At 71.6% G+C, this 15,647-nt stretch carries 16 protein-coding genes; 8 read left to right on the top strand and 8 right to left on the bottom strand.

The window, feature by feature from the left end:
* Positions 1-25 precede the first annotated feature (25 nt).
* Together ACIGCK_RS05660 and ACIGCK_RS05655 are read left to right on the top strand one after the other, a co-directional pair.
* Positions 26-670: a DNA-directed RNA polymerase subunit beta gene (locus ACIGCK_RS05660; protein WP_396664497.1), complete on the top strand. Its 645-nt coding sequence runs from the start codon at positions 26-28 to the stop codon at positions 668-670.
* A 170-nt stretch (positions 671-840) separates the two neighbouring features.
* Positions 841-1,725 carry an aminodeoxychorismate lyase gene (locus tag ACIGCK_RS05655; protein WP_396664495.1) on the top strand — a complete coding sequence of 295 codons (885 nt, stop codon included), beginning with the start codon at positions 841-843 and terminating at the stop codon, positions 1,723-1,725.
* Positions 1,726-1,794: 69 nt separating this feature from the next.
* Here the strand turns inward: ACIGCK_RS05655 and pstB are convergent, their stop codons facing one another.
* From pstB to pstS, 4 genes are all read right to left on the bottom strand, one after another.
* Positions 1,795-2,574, bottom strand: coding sequence for a phosphate ABC transporter ATP-binding protein PstB (gene pstB, locus ACIGCK_RS05650; RefSeq protein ID WP_396664494.1), 780 nt, complete (start codon positions 2,572-2,574; stop codon positions 1,795-1,797).
* 37 nt (positions 2,575-2,611) lie between these two features.
* Entirely contained in the window at positions 2,612-3,718 is a 1,107-nt protein-coding gene (gene pstA / locus ACIGCK_RS05645; RefSeq protein WP_396664492.1) for a phosphate ABC transporter permease PstA, read from the bottom strand.
* Position 3,719: 1 nt separating this feature from the next.
* On the bottom strand, positions 3,720-4,667 hold the full coding sequence (gene pstC, locus ACIGCK_RS05640; protein WP_330170235.1) for a phosphate ABC transporter permease subunit PstC: 948 nt from the start codon (positions 4,665-4,667) through the stop codon (positions 3,720-3,722).
* 86 nt (positions 4,668-4,753) lie between these two features.
* Positions 4,754-5,860, bottom strand: coding sequence for a phosphate ABC transporter substrate-binding protein PstS (gene pstS, locus ACIGCK_RS05635; RefSeq protein ID WP_330170234.1), 1,107 nt, complete (start codon positions 5,858-5,860; stop codon positions 4,754-4,756).
* Positions 5,861-6,065: 205 nt separating this feature from the next.
* Between pstS and ACIGCK_RS05630 the strand changes: the two genes are divergently transcribed.
* Entirely contained in the window at positions 6,066-6,587 is a 522-nt protein-coding gene (locus ACIGCK_RS05630) for a hypothetical protein (protein WP_396664490.1), read from the top strand.
* Between the two features lie 102 nt (positions 6,588-6,689).
* Here the strand turns inward: ACIGCK_RS05630 and ACIGCK_RS05625 are convergent, their stop codons facing one another.
* From ACIGCK_RS05625 to ACIGCK_RS05615, 3 genes are read right to left on the bottom strand one after another with little or no spacing between them, the layout of a single operon-like run.
* A complete protein-coding gene (locus tag ACIGCK_RS05625) occupies positions 6,690-7,628 on the bottom strand; it encodes an NUDIX domain-containing protein (protein ID WP_396664488.1) in 939 nt (312 codons plus the stop codon).
* The gene (locus ACIGCK_RS05620) at positions 7,625-9,796 is read right to left on the bottom strand and encodes an RNA degradosome polyphosphate kinase (protein WP_396664487.1); all 2,172 of its coding nucleotides are present in this window, start codon (positions 9,794-9,796) and stop codon (positions 7,625-7,627) included. The genes ACIGCK_RS05625 and ACIGCK_RS05620 overlap by 4 nt, the downstream gene beginning before the upstream one ends.
* Positions 9,797-9,849: 53 nt before the next feature.
* Positions 9,850-10,551: a DNA-binding response regulator gene (locus ACIGCK_RS05615; RefSeq protein WP_396664485.1), complete on the bottom strand. Its 702-nt coding sequence runs from the start codon at positions 10,549-10,551 to the stop codon at positions 9,850-9,852.
* A 139-nt stretch (positions 10,552-10,690) separates the two neighbouring features.
* Between ACIGCK_RS05615 and ACIGCK_RS05610 the strand changes: the two genes are divergently transcribed.
* The 4 genes from ACIGCK_RS05610 to ACIGCK_RS05595 all read left to right on the top strand — a co-directional run bounded on the left by ACIGCK_RS05610 (position 10,691) and on the right by ACIGCK_RS05595 (position 13,955).
* The gene (locus tag ACIGCK_RS05610; protein WP_330170230.1) at positions 10,691-10,975 is read left to right on the top strand and encodes a hypothetical protein; all 285 of its coding nucleotides are present in this window, start codon (positions 10,691-10,693) and stop codon (positions 10,973-10,975) included.
* Between the two features lie 135 nt (positions 10,976-11,110).
* Positions 11,111-11,716, top strand: a complete 606-nt coding sequence (locus ACIGCK_RS05605) for an FABP family protein (protein ID WP_396664483.1) — start codon at positions 11,111-11,113, stop codon at positions 11,714-11,716.
* Positions 11,716-12,813: a YgfZ/GcvT domain-containing protein gene (locus tag ACIGCK_RS05600; protein WP_396664481.1), complete on the top strand. Its 1,098-nt coding sequence runs from the start codon at positions 11,716-11,718 to the stop codon at positions 12,811-12,813. Before ACIGCK_RS05605 ends, ACIGCK_RS05600 begins: the two co-directional genes overlap by 1 nt.
* A gap of 47 nt (positions 12,814-12,860) precedes the next feature.
* Positions 12,861-13,955, top strand: a complete 1,095-nt coding sequence (locus ACIGCK_RS05595) for an FUSC family protein (protein ID WP_330170227.1) — start codon at positions 12,861-12,863, stop codon at positions 13,953-13,955.
* A gap of 7 nt (positions 13,956-13,962) precedes the next feature.
* On the opposite strand, the gene ACIGCK_RS05590 is transcribed toward ACIGCK_RS05595, so the two are convergent.
* Complete coding sequence (locus ACIGCK_RS05590; protein ID WP_396664480.1) at positions 13,963-14,826, bottom strand: class I SAM-dependent methyltransferase; 864 nt, start codon at positions 14,824-14,826, stop codon at positions 13,963-13,965.
* Between the two features lie 23 nt (positions 14,827-14,849).
* Here ACIGCK_RS05590 and ACIGCK_RS05585 point away from each other — a divergent pair, with 23 nt between their 5' ends.
* The gene (locus tag ACIGCK_RS05585) at positions 14,850-15,599 is read left to right on the top strand and encodes a phosphoglyceromutase (protein ID WP_396664478.1); all 750 of its coding nucleotides are present in this window, start codon (positions 14,850-14,852) and stop codon (positions 15,597-15,599) included.
* The last annotated feature ends 48 nt before the right edge of the window (positions 15,600-15,647 follow it).

Below are 15,647 nucleotides of genomic sequence, written 5' to 3'. Positions count from 1 at the left end.
CACCCGCCCGGCGTAGCCTGGAGGGATGAGCGACGAGACACCCGGTCCCGGGTTCCACAAGCCGGTGAAGCGGCCGTCGGAACTCTTCGACCGCCTGTACGGCACGCAGGACCCGGCCGAGGTCTCCCGCGTCGCGCACTCGACGGCGGCCGCGCTCCTCTCCCGTGTGCGGGAGGAGCCGGATGCCGGGGTCGTGGACCGGCTCGTGGAGTTCACCGACCGTCACGGCATCGACGACATCGCCGAGCTGTGGTCGCGCTCGCCGGCCCGCACGCTTCCCGGCACGCTCTGGCGCATCTACCTGCTGCAGTTGATGATCCACGACGACCCTCGCACGGCCGCGCTGCTGTACGAGCGGGGCCGGGTCGAGCTCGGCTCGGCCGACGAGGTCGTCGCCGGTGCGCCCGCGCCCGCCGGGCCCGAGGAGCTCGTGACGCTCTCGGACGAGATCCTCCGGGGCGTGTTCGACGGCGATTTCGGGGTGGCGCTGCAGCGCGCCGGCGCGTTCTGCCGCGTCGAGGCGTCGGGTGCGACCCACCTCGCCGACGACTACGAGCCGACCGAGCCGGAGCGCGCGAGCGAGCTGACCACGCGCGCGCTGCGCCTGTCGACCTTCGCGGAGGATCTGGATGCCGCGGCATCCCTCTGGCGCCGCGACTCGCTCACCTGAGCTTCGCCCGCACGCGGGCATGAAAGTGCCGGGCCGCAGAACGCCTCTCGGCGCATGGCCGCTCGGAGCGGCAGAAGATGGAGCCCGGGGTTACTGCGGCCCGGCTATGACAGTCTAACCGACGTCCCCCGCGGGCTATTCCGGATGCATGCGCCGCGTAGGCTCGGGGGATGAGCATGCGCCACGCGCTCCTGATCCGTCCCGCGGCATCCGACGATGACCGCGCCGACTTCTCGGGCACCTTCGTCGCCCACGATCCCGGCGCCCCCGCGCTGCTGCTCGGCGACCTCGCGGCCCAGCGCGGCGACGGGATCTTCGAGACCGTCGGCGTCGTCGACGGGGTGCCGCACCAGGTCGACGCGCATGTCGCGCGCCTCGCGCACTCGGCGGCGCTGTGCGACCTGCCCGCCCCGAACCTCGATCAGTGGCGCCAGGCCATCGCCGCCGCGGCGACGCTGTGCCCCGCGGGCGAGGCCTCGGTCAAGCTCGTCCTCAGCCGCGGCGTCGACGGCGCCTCGACGCCGACCGCCTGGATCGCCGCCGGCGGGGCGCCCGACTTCACCGTGGCCCGCACCCGCGGCATCCACGTCGTCACGCTCGACCGCGGCACCCCGCGCGGCGCAGCGGAGCGCTCTCCCTGGCTGCTGCTGGGGGCCAAGACCCTCTCGTACGCCGTCAACATGGCGGCCCTGCGCGAGGCGCAGAGGCGCGGGGCGGATGACGCGCTGTTCATCTCCTCCGACGGCTTCCTGCTCGAGGCGCCCACGGCGACCGTCCTGCTGCGCATCGACGGCCGCTACGTCACGCCGCCCCCGGAGGCCGGGATCCTCCACGGCACGACGCAGCTGAGCGCCTTCGCGTGGCTCGAGGCGCGGGGGGAGAACCCCGAGTACCGGGACGTGTCCGTCGCGGAGCTGGAGCGGGCGGATGCCGCGTGGCTGCTCTCCAGCGTGCGGCTCGCGGCCCCCGTGCGGGCGATCGACGAGCGCGAACTCCCCGTCGACGCGGAGCTGACGGCGTCCCTCAACGACGCACTGCGGGCGCGCACGGCCTGAGCGGCCTGCAGCGCTCACGGTGGGAAGGCCGGCCCCGACCCGAATACGGGACCGGCCCTCCCCGCCGGATCATCCGAAGCGGCCGGAGACGTAGTCCTCCGTGGCCTGCACCGACGGTGTCGTGAAGATCGTGCGGGTGTCGTCGTACTCGATGAGCTTGCCGGGCTTGCCCGTGCCCGCGATGTTGAAGAAGGCGGTGCGGTCGGAGACACGCGAGGCCTGCTGCATGTTGTGCGTGACGATCACGATCGTGTACTCGCTCTTGAGGTCCTCGATGAGCTCTTCGATCGCGTAGGTCGAGATGGGGTCGAGGGCCGAGCAGGGCTCGTCCATGAGGAGCACCTCCGGCGAGACGGCGATCGCGCGGGCGATGCACAGACGCTGCTGCTGGCCGCCCGACAGGCTCGAGCCGGGACGATCGAGACGGTCCTTGACCTCGTTCCACAGGTTGGCGCCCTGCAGCGACTTCTCGACCAGGGCGTCCTGGTCGCCCTTGCTCATGCGCCGGTTGTTGAGCTTGACGCCGGCGAGCACGTTGTCGCGGATCGACATGGTCGGGAACGGGTTGGGGCGCTGGAAGACCATGCCCACCTGGCGGCGCACGAGGACGGGGTCCACGCCCTGGCCGTAGAGGTTGTTGCCATCCAGCAGCACCTCGCCTTCCACGCGTGCGCCGGGGATCACCTCGTGCATGCGGTTGAGGGTGCGCAGGAACGTCGACTTGCCGCAGCCCGACGGTCCGATGAAGGCGGTGACGCTGCGGGGCGCGATGTCGAGCGAGACCCCTTCGACGGCGAGGAAGTCGCCGTAGTAGACGTTGAGGTCGTTGACTTCGATGCTCTTGGACACGTGTTCCTCTGGCTGTTGTTTCGGGTGGTGAGCGGGATCAGCGGGCCTTGGCGGGCGCGTAGATCCGCGCGATGACGCGGGCGATGATGTTGAGGGCCATGACGATGAGGATCAGCACGAGAGCCGCGGCCCAGGCGCGGTTGATGAACGCCTCGGCGGGGATGCCCTGGTTCATGAACTGCGTGTAGGTGAACACCGGCAGCGTCATCATGCGGCCCTCGAAGAGGTTGTAGTTCATGCTCGTCGTGAACCCCGCCGTGATGAGCAGGGGAGCGGTCTCGCCGATGACGCGGGCGATCGAGAGCATGATGCCGGTCGTGATGCCGGCGATCGCCGTGGGGAGCACGACCTTGAGGATCGTCAGCCACTTCGGCACGCCGAGCGCGTAGGCCGCCTCGCGCAGCTCGTTGGGCACGAGGCGCAGCATCTCCTCGCTCGAGCGCACGACGACGGGGATCATGAGCACCGACAGCGCGATCGCCCCCATGATGCCGAGCCGGATGCCGGGGCCCAGGAAGAGTGCGAACAGGGCGTACGCGAACAGACCCGCGACGATCGAGGGGATGCCGGTCATGACGTCGACGAGGAACGTGATGCCCCGCGCGATCTTCTTGCCCTCGCCGTACTCGACGAGGTAGATGGCCGTGAACAGGCCGATCGGAATCGAGATGATCGCGGCGGCGAGGGTCACGAGCAGGGTGCCGACGATCGCGTGGAGCGCGCCCCCGCCCTCGCCGACGACGTTGCGCATCGACGAGCTGAAGAACTCGGCCGACAGTCCCGCGACGCCGTTGGTGATCGCGGTGAAGCCGAGAGAGATGAGCGGGACCATCGCGATGGCGAAGGCCGTCGAGACGATCCCCGTGACGAGCCGGTCGACGGCCTTGCGGCGCCCCTCGATGAGCGAGGAGACGCCCCAGATGAGCGCGAGATACACGAGCGCGGTGACGACGAGGAAGCCGGCGATGTTCACACCGGTGCCGGCTGCCACGGCGAGGATGCCGAAGACGAGGAGGCTGAGCAGGGCGCTCGCGCCGAGGAGGGCCCAGGGCACCCACGCGGGCAGGCGCCCGCCGGTGATGCGCGGAGCCTGCGAGGTAGACGTGGGGACGGGACTCTGCGTCGGGGTGGAGGTGAGGGTCATGTCAGTTGGCTCCCGAGAATTCCCTGCGGCGGCTGACGATCCACCGGGCGAACGCATTGACCGCGAAGGTCACGATGAAGAGGATGAGGCCCGTTGCGATGAGGACGTTGACGTTGACGCCGTACGCCTCAGGGAACGTCAGCGCGATGTTCGCGGGGATCGTGCTGGGGTTCTCGGAGGTGAAGAGGCGGAAGCTCACGATGCCCGTCGCGGAGAGCACCATCGCGACGGCCATCGTCTCGCCGAGCGCTCGGCCGAGGCCGAGCATCGACGCGGAGACGATGCCGGAGCGGCCGAAGGGGAACACGGCCATGCGCACCATCTCCCAGCGGGTGGCGCCGAGGGCCAGCGCCGCCTCCTCGTGGAGAACGGGCGTCTGCAGGAAGATCTCGCGACAGATCGCGGTGATGATGGGCAGGACCATGACCGCGAGCACGAGGGCGGCCGTGAAGATGGTGCGCCCGGTGCCGGAGACGGGGCCCGAGAAGAGGGGGAACCATCCGGCGTTGTCGACGAGCCAGGTGTACACCGGCTGCGCGGCGGGGGCGAGGACGAGGATGCCCCAGAGTCCGAAGACGACGGAGGGAACCGCGGCGAGCAGGTCGACGACGTAGCCGAGCCCCTGCGCCAGGCGGCGCGGGGCGTAGTGGGAGATGAAGAGCGCCACGGCCACCGAGAGCGGCACGGCCATGAGCAGCGCGAGGAAGCTCGCCCAGACGGTGCCGAAGGCGAGCGGCCAGACGTAGTCCCAGAAGTTGGTGGAGAGGATCGAGGCCTCTTCGCTCGTGGCGGCGATGCCCGGGATCGACTGCACGACGAGGAAGATCGCGACCGCGGCGAGGGTGACGAGGATCATCGAGCCCGCGAAGAGCGCGGCACCCGAGAACCAGCGGTCGCCGGGCCGCTGCGGAGCCTTGGGCGGGGCGGCCGGGGGAGCGGTGGTGGTCATCTCATCCTGTTCTCGGGTGCTACGGGATGTTCAGTTGTCGCGATGGTGCCGGCCCGCGGCGTGAACCGCGGGCCGGCACCAGGGTCTCACTCGACGACGATCAGGTCGAGAGCAGCCTGCATGTTCTCGCGCTGCGTCTCGGAGATCGGGGCCGAACCGGCTGCTGCGGCCGCCTCGTCCTGGCCCTCGGGGCTGATGACGTACTCGAGGAAGCCCTTCACGAGCGCAGCGGATGCTGCGTCGACGTACTCCTCGCACGCGACCATGTAGCTCACGAGCACGATCGGGTACGCGGCCTCGTCGGGGGTGCGGTCGAGCGCGATAGCGAGGTCGCCATCGGTGCGGCCTTCCTCGCGCGGCGAGGCGTCGACGATCGCGGCGGCGGCCTCGGGGGAGAACCCGATGAACTCGTCACCGACCTGGACCGACACCTGGCCGAAGCCCTCGGCGCGCGACGCGTCCGCGTATCCGATGGTCCCCGTGCCGCCATCCACGGCGGCGACGACACCCGAGGTGCCCTGTGCGGCCTCGCCGGTGACGGGGGTGGCGGGCCACTCGCCGTCGGCCTCCCACTCCCACACCTCGGGGGCGGCCTGGTTCAGGTAGTCGGTGAAGTTCTCGGTGGTTCCCGAGTCGTCGGCGCGGTGGACGGGCGTGATGGCCTGGTCGGGGAGCGAGACCCCCTCGTTGAGGGCCGCGATCGCCGGGTCGTTCCAGTTCGTGATGGTGCCGGCGAAGACACCGGCGACCGTCGCGGCGTCCATGTTGAGAGACTCGACGCCATCGAGGTTGAAGATGACGGCGATCGGGGAGATGTAGGAGGGGATCTCGATGATGCCGGTGCCCTCGACGCACGCGTCGAACGGCCCCTCGGCGATCTCCTCGGCGGTGAACGCGCGGTCGGAGCCGGCGAACGCGACGGCGCCGGCCTGGAAGGAGTCGCGGCCCGCGCCGGACCCGGCGGGGTCGTAGCTGATCGTGGCGTCGGGGTTGGCGGTCTGGAAGCCGGCGGACCACGCCTGGACCGCGACCTCCTGCGACGAGGCGCCGGCGCCGACGAGCTCACCGGAGAGGCCGCTGCCGCCGTCCGCGGGGTCGGTCGTGGTGCCGCGCTCGTTCGCGGCGCAGCCGGCGAGGGCGAGGGCGGCGACGGCGCCGAGGGCCGCGACGCGCGAGATTCGGGTGATCTTCACTGTGTATCCGTTTCGATCCGTGACAGGGAGGTGTGTCCTGGTGCAGGGCACACCGAGAAGCTAGGAGCCGGCGCTTACGAGAGTGCGCCGCGCGGGTGAACGAAAGGTGAACGGCGGGCGTCGCCCCGCCTGCACTACCCCTGGATTCCGAGGATGGAGGGCCTGCGTCGCCACCCGTTCACGCGGCCTGGCTAGCATGTGCGGCATGTCGAAGACCAAGGCGCAGCGCAAGGCGAAGTCGGCTCTCGAGAAGGTGGCCAAGGAGGCGGCCGCGGCCAGGAAGACGGCCGCACGCCTGCCGAGCGGCGCCGGCAAGAAGCTCGAGGCCCGGGCCGCGGATGCCGCGGAGGTCGCAGACACGCCGAAGAAGGCCGTCCGCAAGAAGCCGAAGGCCGTGCGTACCGAGGCCGAGGAGGCGCTCGAGGCGCTGAGACGTGCGACGAAGAAGGCCGTGGCGAAGGCCGAGAAGGCGGCGCGGCGCGCCGAGGGGGAGGCGCAGACCCCGACGGAAGAGGCGCGGGCGGCATCCGCCTCCGGCGGCGCCGAGACCGCGCCTGACGCGCGCGCCGATACCCGAGCGACCGCCGACACCGGGGCGGCGAGAGACACCGATACCGATCCCTCGCGCCTGACCGTCGTCGTGCTGCGCGGCCGGGCCCGCGCCGCCGGGATCACGGGCGCCTCCCGCATGACCAAGGCACAGCTGATCGCCGCCCTCGGCGGCTGACCTGCCCGGGTTGCCCGTCGCGGCCCGAGGCCGCGCCCGGAACCGGAAGACGAAGCCGGCGAAGCGGCCCGTGCCCGCGTCGCGGCCGCCCCGACGCGGGGGTCATACCTTCGGAACGTGCGTCTCGATGGAGACGATGCCGGATCCCGGGTTGGTCGAGGAGAGGTGCACCACGGAGAACGCGCCCACCTCGAGAGCCGAGGCGCTGCCGAGGTACGAGCCCTTCATCGTCCCGGTCGCGAGGGCGATCTCGGTGAGGATCTCGGGAAGGACCGGGCCGTGGCTGCAGAGCACGGCTGGCTTGCCCGCGCGCACGCGCTTGCCCACCACGCCGCGCGCATCCGACTCGCCGCGCTCCCACGCGTCCTGGCTGAGGGCGGCGGTGCGCTGGATCTGGCGACCCGTCGCGGCGGCGAGCGGCGCCACCGTGGCGACGCAGCGCACCGCGTCGGAGGTGATGATCCGTCGCACGCCGAAGGCCCGCAGCGGTCCGACGATCGCCGCGGCCTGGCGAACGCCCCGCGTCGTGAGCGGCCGGGCGGCATCCGCGCCGTCGAAGGAGCCGCGGGGCTCGGCCTTGGCGTGCCGCAGCACGATGAGGGGGAACGTCTGGAGCACGCCGTCGTCGACGAGGGCGAGGAAGGTCTCGAGGATCTCGACGTCGACGGGATAGCTGAGGTAGCTGCGCGCCTTCCTGGGCGGGATCCACTCGAGCGCCGCGATCTCTTTGTTCGGCACGAAGGCCGACGCGCGGATCGCGTCGTCGGTGGCCTCGGCCGCCCAGTAGTGCACGATCTTCTCGCGCCCCTTGGGCAGGTGGTACCGGGAGACCCCCACGGGCGGTCCGAGGGCGACGCGGATGCCGGTCTCCTCGAAGATCTCGCGCACCGCCGTCTCGGCGAGCATCTCTCCCGGGTCGACCTTGCCCTTGGGAAGCGTCACGTCGGCGTAGGCGGTCCGGTGCACCACGAGGATGCGGAGCTTCCCTTCGACGAGGCGCCAGATGACGGCTCCGGCGGCGTAGACGGCGGTATCCGTCATCGCACCGCCCGAGCGCGCCGCCGCCGCTGCACGCCCGCCATCGTCTTGTCCTGCATGTCGATGAGGGGCTTGCCGTCCTCGCCCCGCGCGTGCCGCGTCCACTCGCCGTCGGGGCCCAGCCACCACGAGCTCGTCCCCTCGCTCATCGCGAGGTCGAACAGCGCGTGCAGCGCGGCCACGTGCGGCTCGGCGACGACCCGCACGAGCGCCTCGACGCGGCGGTCGAGGTTGCGGTGCATCATGTCGGCGCTGCCGATGAAGGCCTGCGGCGACCCGTCGCCGTGGAAGAGGAAGATGCGCGAGTGCTCGAGGTACCGGCCCAGGATGCTGCGCACGGTGATGTTCTCGCTCATCCCCGTCACGCCGGGCTTGATGGAGCAGATGCCCCGCACCCAGATGTCGACCTTCACGCCCGCCTGGCTCGCGCGGTACAGCGCGTCGATGATCTGCTCGTCCACGAGCGAGTTCACCTTGATGCGGATGTGGGCGCGCTTGCCCGCCTGCGCGTTGCGCCGCTCCTTGTCGATGAGCCGCAGCAGGCCCTTGCGCAGGTGCAGGGGGGCGACCAGCAGGCGCTTGAACTTCTTCTCGATCGCGTAGCCCGACAGCTCGTTGAACAGGCGGGTGAGGTCGCGCCCCACCTCGGCGTCGACCGTGAACAGGCCGAAGTCCTCGTAGATGCGGCTCGTCTTGGGGTTGTAGTTGCCGGTGCCGACGTGGCTGTAGCTGCGCAGTACGCCGTTCTCCTCGCGGATGACGAGCGCGAGCTTGCAGTGGGTCTTCAGCCCCACGAGCCCGTAGACGACGTGGACGCCGGCCTTTTCGAGCTTGCGCGCCCAGACGATGTTGGCGGCCTCGTCGAAGCGCGCCTTGATCTCCACGAGCGCGAGCACCTGCTTGCCCGCCTCGGCCGCGTCGATGAGCGCCTGCACGATGGGGCTGTCGCCCGACGTGCGGTACAGCGTCTGCTTGATGGCGAGCACGTGCGGGTCCTTCGCCGCCTGCTCGAGGAACGCCTGCACGCTCGTCGCGAACGACTCGTAGGGGTGGTGCACGAGCACGTCGCCCTTGCGGATCGCCGAGAAGAAGTCGGGGCGCTCGTTGTTGTCGCCGGGCTGGAAGGCGACGGCGGTCGTCGGCACGTGCGGCGGGTAGTGCAGGTCGGGACGGTCGATGCGCGAGACGTCGAACAGGCCGCGCAGGTCGAGCGGTCCCGGAAGGCGGTAGACCTCCTGCTCGGTGATGTCGAGCTCCTTCAGGAGCAGGTCGAGCGTGACCTCGTCCATGTCGTCCGTGATCTCGAGACGGATGGGGGGACCGAAGCGCCGCCGCAGCAGCTCGGCCTCGAGCGCCTGGATGAGGTTCTCGGTCTCGTCCTCCTCGATCACGACGTCCTCGTTGCGGGTGAGGCGGAACGCGTGGTGATCGAGCACCTCCATGCCCGGGAACAGGTCGTCGAGGTGGTTGGAGATGAGTTCCTCGAGAGGGAGGTACTTCGCGGTGGGGCCGTCGTCGCCGGGCAGCTTCACGAAGCGCGGCAGCATGCTCGGCACCTTGAGCCGCGCGAATTCCTGGCGGCCGGTGCGGGCATTGCGGATGCGCACCGCGAGGTTGAGCGAGAGGCCCGAGATGTAGGGGAAGGGGTGTGCGGGGTCGACCGCGAGGGGCATCAGGACGGGGAAGACCTGTGCGTGGAAGTAGTCGTAGAGGCTCTCCCGTGCCGCGGCATCCAGCCCGTCCCAGCTGACGACCTCGATGCCGGCGGCGGCGAGGTCGGGGCGCACGAGCGACTGCCAGGCCTCCGCGTGGCGCAGCTGCAGCCGGTGCGCCTCGGTGGAGATGTCGGCCAGCACCTCGACGGGCGCTCGCCCGACGTTGGTGGGCACCGCGAGGCCCGTCATGATGCGTCGTTTGAGCCCCGCGACGCGCACCATGAAGAACTCGTCGAGGTTGCTGGCGAAGATCGCAAGGAAGTTCGCCCGTTCGAGCGTCGGAAGCGTGGGATCCTCGGCGAGCTCGAGCACGCGCTGGTTGAACGAGAGCCAGCTCAGCTCGCGGTCGAGGTAGCGATGCTCGGGAAGCTGGGAGTCGTACGCCTCGACGATCTCGTCGAAGTCGTCGTCGTCGGCATCGCCCAGGCCGGAGTCTGCCATCGAGGTTTCGAGCATGCCCACATCATTGCAGGCGCGGGTGTCTCCGATGTGAACGAAGATGCCCCGGGTCAGCCCTTGCGGCCGGACGCTCCGCCGGTGGGCAGCGCGTCGTCGTCGTAGACGTTGAAGCGGTAGCCGACGTTGCGCACCGTGCCGATGAGCTGTTCGAGATCGCCGAGCTTGGCGCGCAGACGTCGCACGTGCACGTCGACCGTGCGGGTGCCGCCGAAGTAGTCGTAGCCCCACACCTCGCTGAGCAGCTGCTCGCGGGTGAACACGCGCGAGGGGTGGGTGGCGAAGAAGTGGAGGAGCTGGAACTCCTTGTAGGTGAGGTCGAGAGGCTTGCCGTGCACCTTGGCGGAGTAGGAGGACTCGTCGATCGTGATGCCCGAGGTCTGGATGCGGCTGGAGGTCTGCTCCTGCGTGAGGCGCCCCATGGCCAGGCGCACGCGCGCATCGACCTCGGCGGGGCCGGCGGTGACGAGGATGACGTCGTCGACGCCCCAGTCGGTGCTGACCGCCGTCAGGCCGCCCTCGGTGACGACGAGGATGAGGGGCGCGTCCAGTCCCGTCGTGTTGAGGATCTTGCACAGCGACTTCGCGCCCACGAGGTCGTCGCGCGCGTCGACGAAGATGACGTCGGCGCTCGGCGCGTTGACCAGCTGAGCGGGCTCCGCGGGGATCTGACGCACGCGGTGACTCAGGAGCTCGAGGGACGGCAGAGCCGGGCCACTTCCGTGTGCGGAGCTCAGCACGAGCAGTTGGGCCACGCGTTTCCTCTCGGGCCGCCGGGGACGGGATCTTCGTGGCCCCCATCTTACGCCGACGCGCCGAGGCGCCCGGCACCGGGCGTCCGGCCCGTCGCGGCGGGCCTCGCGCGAACCCGAAGCGGTGGGGGATGATGGAGCAATGTCCGTCCCCGACCTCGCCCCGCGCCCCACGGTCTACGGCATCGTGACGGTGTGGGTGCTCGCGCTCATCGCCGGCGTCGCCATCGCGGTCTTCGTGCCGGCGCCCCTGCAGGCGGTGTGGTTCGCGCTCGCGATGGCGGGTGCCCTGATCCTGGGCTTCGCCGTGCAGCTGGTCTACGGACGCTCCACCGGGTTCATCCGCCGCGTGGCGGCCAGCGCGCTCGGCTCCCTCCTCATCCTCGGTATCGTCACGGCGGCCATCGGCCTCGCCGCCATCATCTAAAGTGGGAAGCATGGACCTCGTCGCGCTCGAACTCTTCTTCGTGGGTCTGCTGGGCCTGGCGTCGCTGGCGATCGCCTTCGTGTCCGGCGTGGTGATTCTCAACCTGTACCGCGGCCAGCGCTGATCGGCGACGCGGTGTTCGATCTCCCCGCAGACCTTCCCGCCGACCTCGTGCCGCTGTCGTGGCTGATCGGCGTGTGGGAGGGGACCGGCGTGATCGAGTATGACGCCGCCGGACGCACGCACTCCGGTCAGTTCGTCCACCGGGTGAGCTTCAGCCACGACGGCGGCGACTACCTGAACTACGCGGCGGCGGCATGGCTCGCCGAGGGCGGGTCCGATCCGGCTCAGCGTCTCGTCCCCGAGACGGGGTACTGGCGACTGCACCGCCCCGCGGGGGATGCCGACGCCGGGCCTGCCCTCCTCCCCGCTCCGGGCTCGCCCGCACCGCGGACGGCCGACGACGTCGAAGCCCTCCGCACGCCTCGCGGCGGATTCGAGATCGAGGCGGCGATCGTGCACGCCGACGGCGTCTCCGAGCTCTACCTCGGCGAGGTGGCGGGTCCGCGGATCGAGATGTCGACCGACGCGGTCGTGCGGCCCTCGGGTTCGCGTGCCTACTCGCGCGCCACGCGCATGTACGGCCTCGTGGACGGTCACCTGCTCTGGGCGTGGGACATCCAGGCCCTCGGCCAGGAGCTGCGCTCCCACGCCTCCGCGCGCCTCGCGAGGGCCGACTGATGGGCTCGCCGTTCGCCGCGCTGCCCGGGGCCGTCATGGCCGACGGGTCGGCCGCCCCCGCTCACTACGGCGCGCCGCTGCGCGAGCAGGCGCTGCTGGATGCCGGGGAGGCCCTCGTCCACGCGGCCGACCGTGCCGTCGTGGAGGTCGCGGGGGAGGACCGGCTGACCTGGCTCGACTCCATCACGTCCCAGGCGCTCGGCGCGCTCGAGCCGGGGCGCAGCACCGAGCTCCTGGTCCTCGACCCCCACGGCCACATCGAGCACGCGGCATCCGTCGTCGACGACGGTGAGCGGGCGTGGCTGATCGTCGATGCCGATGGAGCCGACACGCTCGTGGCCTGGCTTCGACGGATGGTGTTCCGCTCCCGCGTGAGCGTCGAGCGCCGCGACGACCTCGCCGTCGTCGGGTACGCGCGGTCGGAATCGCCGGCGGCCCGTGCGGTGCTCGAGCACGGTGCGCCCGTGGCGACGTGGCGCGACCCGTGGGATGCCGTATCCGTCGGCGGGCACCAGTACGCGGTCGTGGTCCCCCACCCGGGCGCCGGGCGCGAATGGCACGAGGCGATCGTGACGGAGGGCGGCCTCGCCGTTCTCGCCGCGTCGGGCATCGCCGCCGCCGGGTTGCTCGCCGCCGAGGCGCTGCGCATCGCCGCGTGGCGCCCGCGCCGGGCGAACGAGGTCGACGCGCGCACCCTTCCCCACGAGCTCGACTGGCTGCGCACCGCCGTGCACCTGAACAAGGGCTGCTACCGCGGTCAGGAGACCGTGGCGAAGGTGCACAATCTCGGCCACCCGCCGCGGCGGCTCGTGTTCCTCCACCTCGACGGCAGCGACACCGTGCTGCCCGGGCCGGGCGCCGTGGTCACGGCCGACGGCGCCGAGGTCGGCAGGATCACGTCCTCTGCGCTGCACCACGAGGACGGCCCGATCGCGCTCGCCGTCGTCAAGCGCTCCCTCGCCGTCGACGCGCCGCTGCAGGCGCTGACCGACGACGGCCCGGTCGCCGCCTCGCAGCAGGAGATCGTGCCGCGCGACGCCGGGGCCGCGGCATCCGTGCCCCGCCTGCCGCGATTGTCCTCGCGCGCCCGAGGGTGAACGCCCGCTCCGCCGGTGAACCGCCGGCCGACGCCGGACCGCCGACGGTGACCGCCGCCGTTCCCGCACGCCTGCGCGATCGCTTCACGCCCCGCCCCGGCCTCGAACGCCTGCGCAGCTCGGCCGGCGCCATCACGCAGATCGTCGTGGCCGCGACGGGCGCCTACGCGTTCGCGTACTTCGTCCTGGGGCACCAGGCGCCCCTGCTCGCCGCGACCGTGACCGTCTCGAGCCTGGGCCTCGTGCGCGACGCCCGCCCGCGCCGCGTGCTCGAGACGGTCGCGGGCATGATCGTCGGCATCGCGATCGCGGAGCTGATCGTGCTGGGCCTCGGTCACGGATGGTGGCAGCTCGGTGTGACGCTCTTCGCGACGCTCGTCGTGGCGCGCTTCCTCTCGCCCCAGCCCGGCTTCGCGATCGCCGCGACCATCCAGTCGGCGATCGTGCTGATCCTTCCCGCGGCGGGGGTTTCGGCACCGCTGTCGCGGTTGACCGACGGGCTGCTGGGCGGTGCCGCCGCGCTCCTGGTGACGGCGCTGATCCCCCGCAACCCGCGCGCCGAGGCGCTGCGCGAGGTGCGGCGCCTCTTCGCCGCGATGGACGACACGCTCGCGACGCTGGGGCAGGCCCTGGAGCGCGGCAGCAGGCTGCGCGCGGAGCGCGCGCTCGAGAAGGCCCGGGCCCTCGACCCGCTCGTGCGGGGCTGGCGCGAGCTGCTCGACTCCTCGGTCGCGATCGCGCGCATCTCGCCCTGGCTGCGCGCGAGCCGCTCCGAGCTCGCGCGTCAGGAGCGCATCCTCGGCGGCATGGACCTCGCGGCGCGCAACCTGCGCGTCGTCGCGCGGCGCGCCGCCTACGTCGAGGACGACGGGAAGGCCCGCCCGGCCGCGGCCGATCTGCTGCGGGCGCTGCGGAAGGGCCTCGCGCTGGTCGGCCAGTCGGTCGAGGACATCTCGATGGAGCCGGCCGCGCGGGAGGCCCTGCTGGCGGTGGCCCGGCTGCTGGACCCGCAGGCGGTGCTCCCGGGGGCGGCCGTGAGCGATCACAGCCTCATCGCCGCTCTCCGCCCGCTGGCGGTCGACCTCCTCGTGGCGGCGGGGATGCCGCGGGACGAGGCCCGCGCGGCGGTGCCGCGCATCTGAGACGCGCTCAGCCGGGGGCGACGGCCGACCATGGCAGGGTCAGCTCGCCCAGGCGCCATCGTGCGCGTGTACCGAGCACGGGCACGCCCTCGTCCGCGAGGGCGGTCACGGTGTGCAGCCAGCGCTGGGTGGGGCCGAAGGGCGCCAGCGCCGCGGAACGGCCCCAGGCGCGGTCCAGGCGCGACAGGACGGCGTGGATGCGCTCGCCCGGCACGTTGCGGTGGATGAGCGCCTTCGGCAGGCGCTCGGCGACGACCGAGGGGTCCTCGAGCCCCTGCAGCCGCAGCGAGAGCGTGAGCCGCAGGGGAGTGCCGTGCTCGTCCACGTCGATCCAGCTGCCGACCCGGCCCTGCTCGTCGCACGTGCCCTCCACGAGAAGACCGCCGGGCGCGAGCCGCGACGCCGCGAGCCGCCACGCATCCGCGACGGCGTCCTCGTCGTACTGGCGCAGCACGTTCATCGCGCGGACGAGGACGGGGCGCCTGCCGCCGTCCGAGGGAACCTCGAATCCGCCGCGACGGAAGTCCACCCTCGTGTCGGCGGTGAACGCGGTGCGGCCGGCGCGGACCTCCGCCAGCTGCGCTCGCGCACGCTCGACCCGTTCGGGATCGATCTCGACGCCGACGACCTCGACTCTGGGGGCCGTGCGGCGCAGCCGCGCGGCGAGCTCGAACACCGTCACCCCGCTCGCGCCGTAGCCCAGGTCGACGACGAGGGGCCGGGCGGTCGCGCGCAGCCCGGGGAGCGCGGCGAGGTATCGATCGTTGCGTCGCAGCCGGTTGGTGTTCGTCGTCCCCCGGGTCGCCTGTCCGACGGGTCGGCGGGGCGGGGAAGCGGAGCGCACCCCTCCATGATGCCCGGACCGCGTCATCCGGCGCCGATAGCATGGGGGGCATGAGCGCCCCCTACACCCTGATCCTGCTCCGCCACGGCCAGAGCGAGTGGAACGAGCTGAACCTCTTCACCGGCTGGGTCGATGTCCGGCTGACCGAGCTCGGCAAGGCCGAGGCGGCGCGCGGCGGCGAGCTGCTCGCCGAGGCGGGGCTGCTGCCCGACGTGCTGCACACGTCGGTGCTCAGCCGTGCGATCCAGACCGCCAACCTCGCGCTCGACGCCGCCGATCGCCTGTGGATCCCCGTCAAGCGATCGTGGCGCCTCAACGAGCGTCACTACGGCGCCCTGCAAGGCAAGGACAAGGCGCAGACCCTCGCCGAGTTCGGCCAGGAGCAGTTCATGCTCTGGCGCCGCTCGTTCGACGTGCCGCCGCCCGTGCTGGCCGACGACGACCAGTACAGCCAGGTGCACGACCCCCGCTACGTCGGCATCGACGGCGAGGTTCCCCGCACCGAGTCCCTCAAGCTCGTCATCGACCGCATGCTGCCCTACTGGCACAGCGACATCGCGCCCGACCTGAAGGCGGGAAAGACGGTGCTCGTGACCGCGCACGGCAACTCGCTGCGCGGGCTCGTGAAGCACCTCGACGGCATCAGCGACGAGGACATCGCCGAGCTGAACATCCCCACCGGCATTCCGCTGGTCTACCGCCTCGACGAGAACCTCGTCCCCCTCGGGCCCGGCGAGTACCTCGACCCCGAGGCCGCCGCCGCGGGTGCCGCCGCCGTCGCCTCCCAGGGCAAGAAGTAGCCGACCCGCCTCGACGCATACGACGAACGCCCCGACCTTGCGGTTCGG

Source organism: Microbacterium sp. NPDC078428 (assembly GCF_044542535.1).
Classification (GTDB): Bacteria; Actinomycetota; Actinomycetes; order Actinomycetales; family Microbacteriaceae; genus Microbacterium; species Microbacterium limosum.
Note: the sequence above shows the minus strand (reverse complement) of the source record. Positions and strands in the feature narration are given on the sequence as shown.

Bases quoted from the DNA above. Each gene is read 5' to 3' on its own strand.
- ACIGCK_RS05600 (WP_396664481.1), top strand. From the start codon at position 11,716: ATGGGCTCGCCGTTCGCCGCGCTGCCCGGGGCCGTCATGGCCGACGGG.
- ACIGCK_RS05625 (WP_396664488.1), bottom strand. From the start codon at position 7,628: ATGACGGATACCGCCGTCTACGCCGCCGGAGCCGTCATCTGGCGCCTC.
- ACIGCK_RS05660 (WP_396664497.1), top strand. From the start codon at position 26: ATGAGCGACGAGACACCCGGTCCCGGGTTCCACAAGCCGGTGAAGCGG.
- ACIGCK_RS05655 (WP_396664495.1), top strand. From the start codon at position 841: ATGAGCATGCGCCACGCGCTCCTGATCCGTCCCGCGGCATCCGACGAT.
- ACIGCK_RS05620 (WP_396664487.1), bottom strand. From the start codon at position 9,796: ATGCTCGAAACCTCGATGGCAGACTCCGGCCTGGGCGATGCCGACGAC.
- ACIGCK_RS05610 (WP_330170230.1), top strand. From the start codon at position 10,691: ATGTCCGTCCCCGACCTCGCCCCGCGCCCCACGGTCTACGGCATCGTG.
- ACIGCK_RS05585 (WP_396664478.1), top strand. From the start codon at position 14,850: ATGAGCGCCCCCTACACCCTGATCCTGCTCCGCCACGGCCAGAGCGAG.
- ACIGCK_RS05590 (WP_396664480.1), bottom strand. From the start codon at position 14,826: ATGACGCGGTCCGGGCATCATGGAGGGGTGCGCTCCGCTTCCCCGCCC.
- ACIGCK_RS05630 (WP_396664490.1), top strand. From the start codon at position 6,066: ATGTCGAAGACCAAGGCGCAGCGCAAGGCGAAGTCGGCTCTCGAGAAG.
- pstC (WP_330170235.1), bottom strand. From the start codon at position 4,667: ATGACCACCACCGCTCCCCCGGCCGCCCCGCCCAAGGCTCCGCAGCGG.
- pstA (WP_396664492.1), bottom strand. From the start codon at position 3,718: ATGACCCTCACCTCCACCCCGACGCAGAGTCCCGTCCCCACGTCTACC.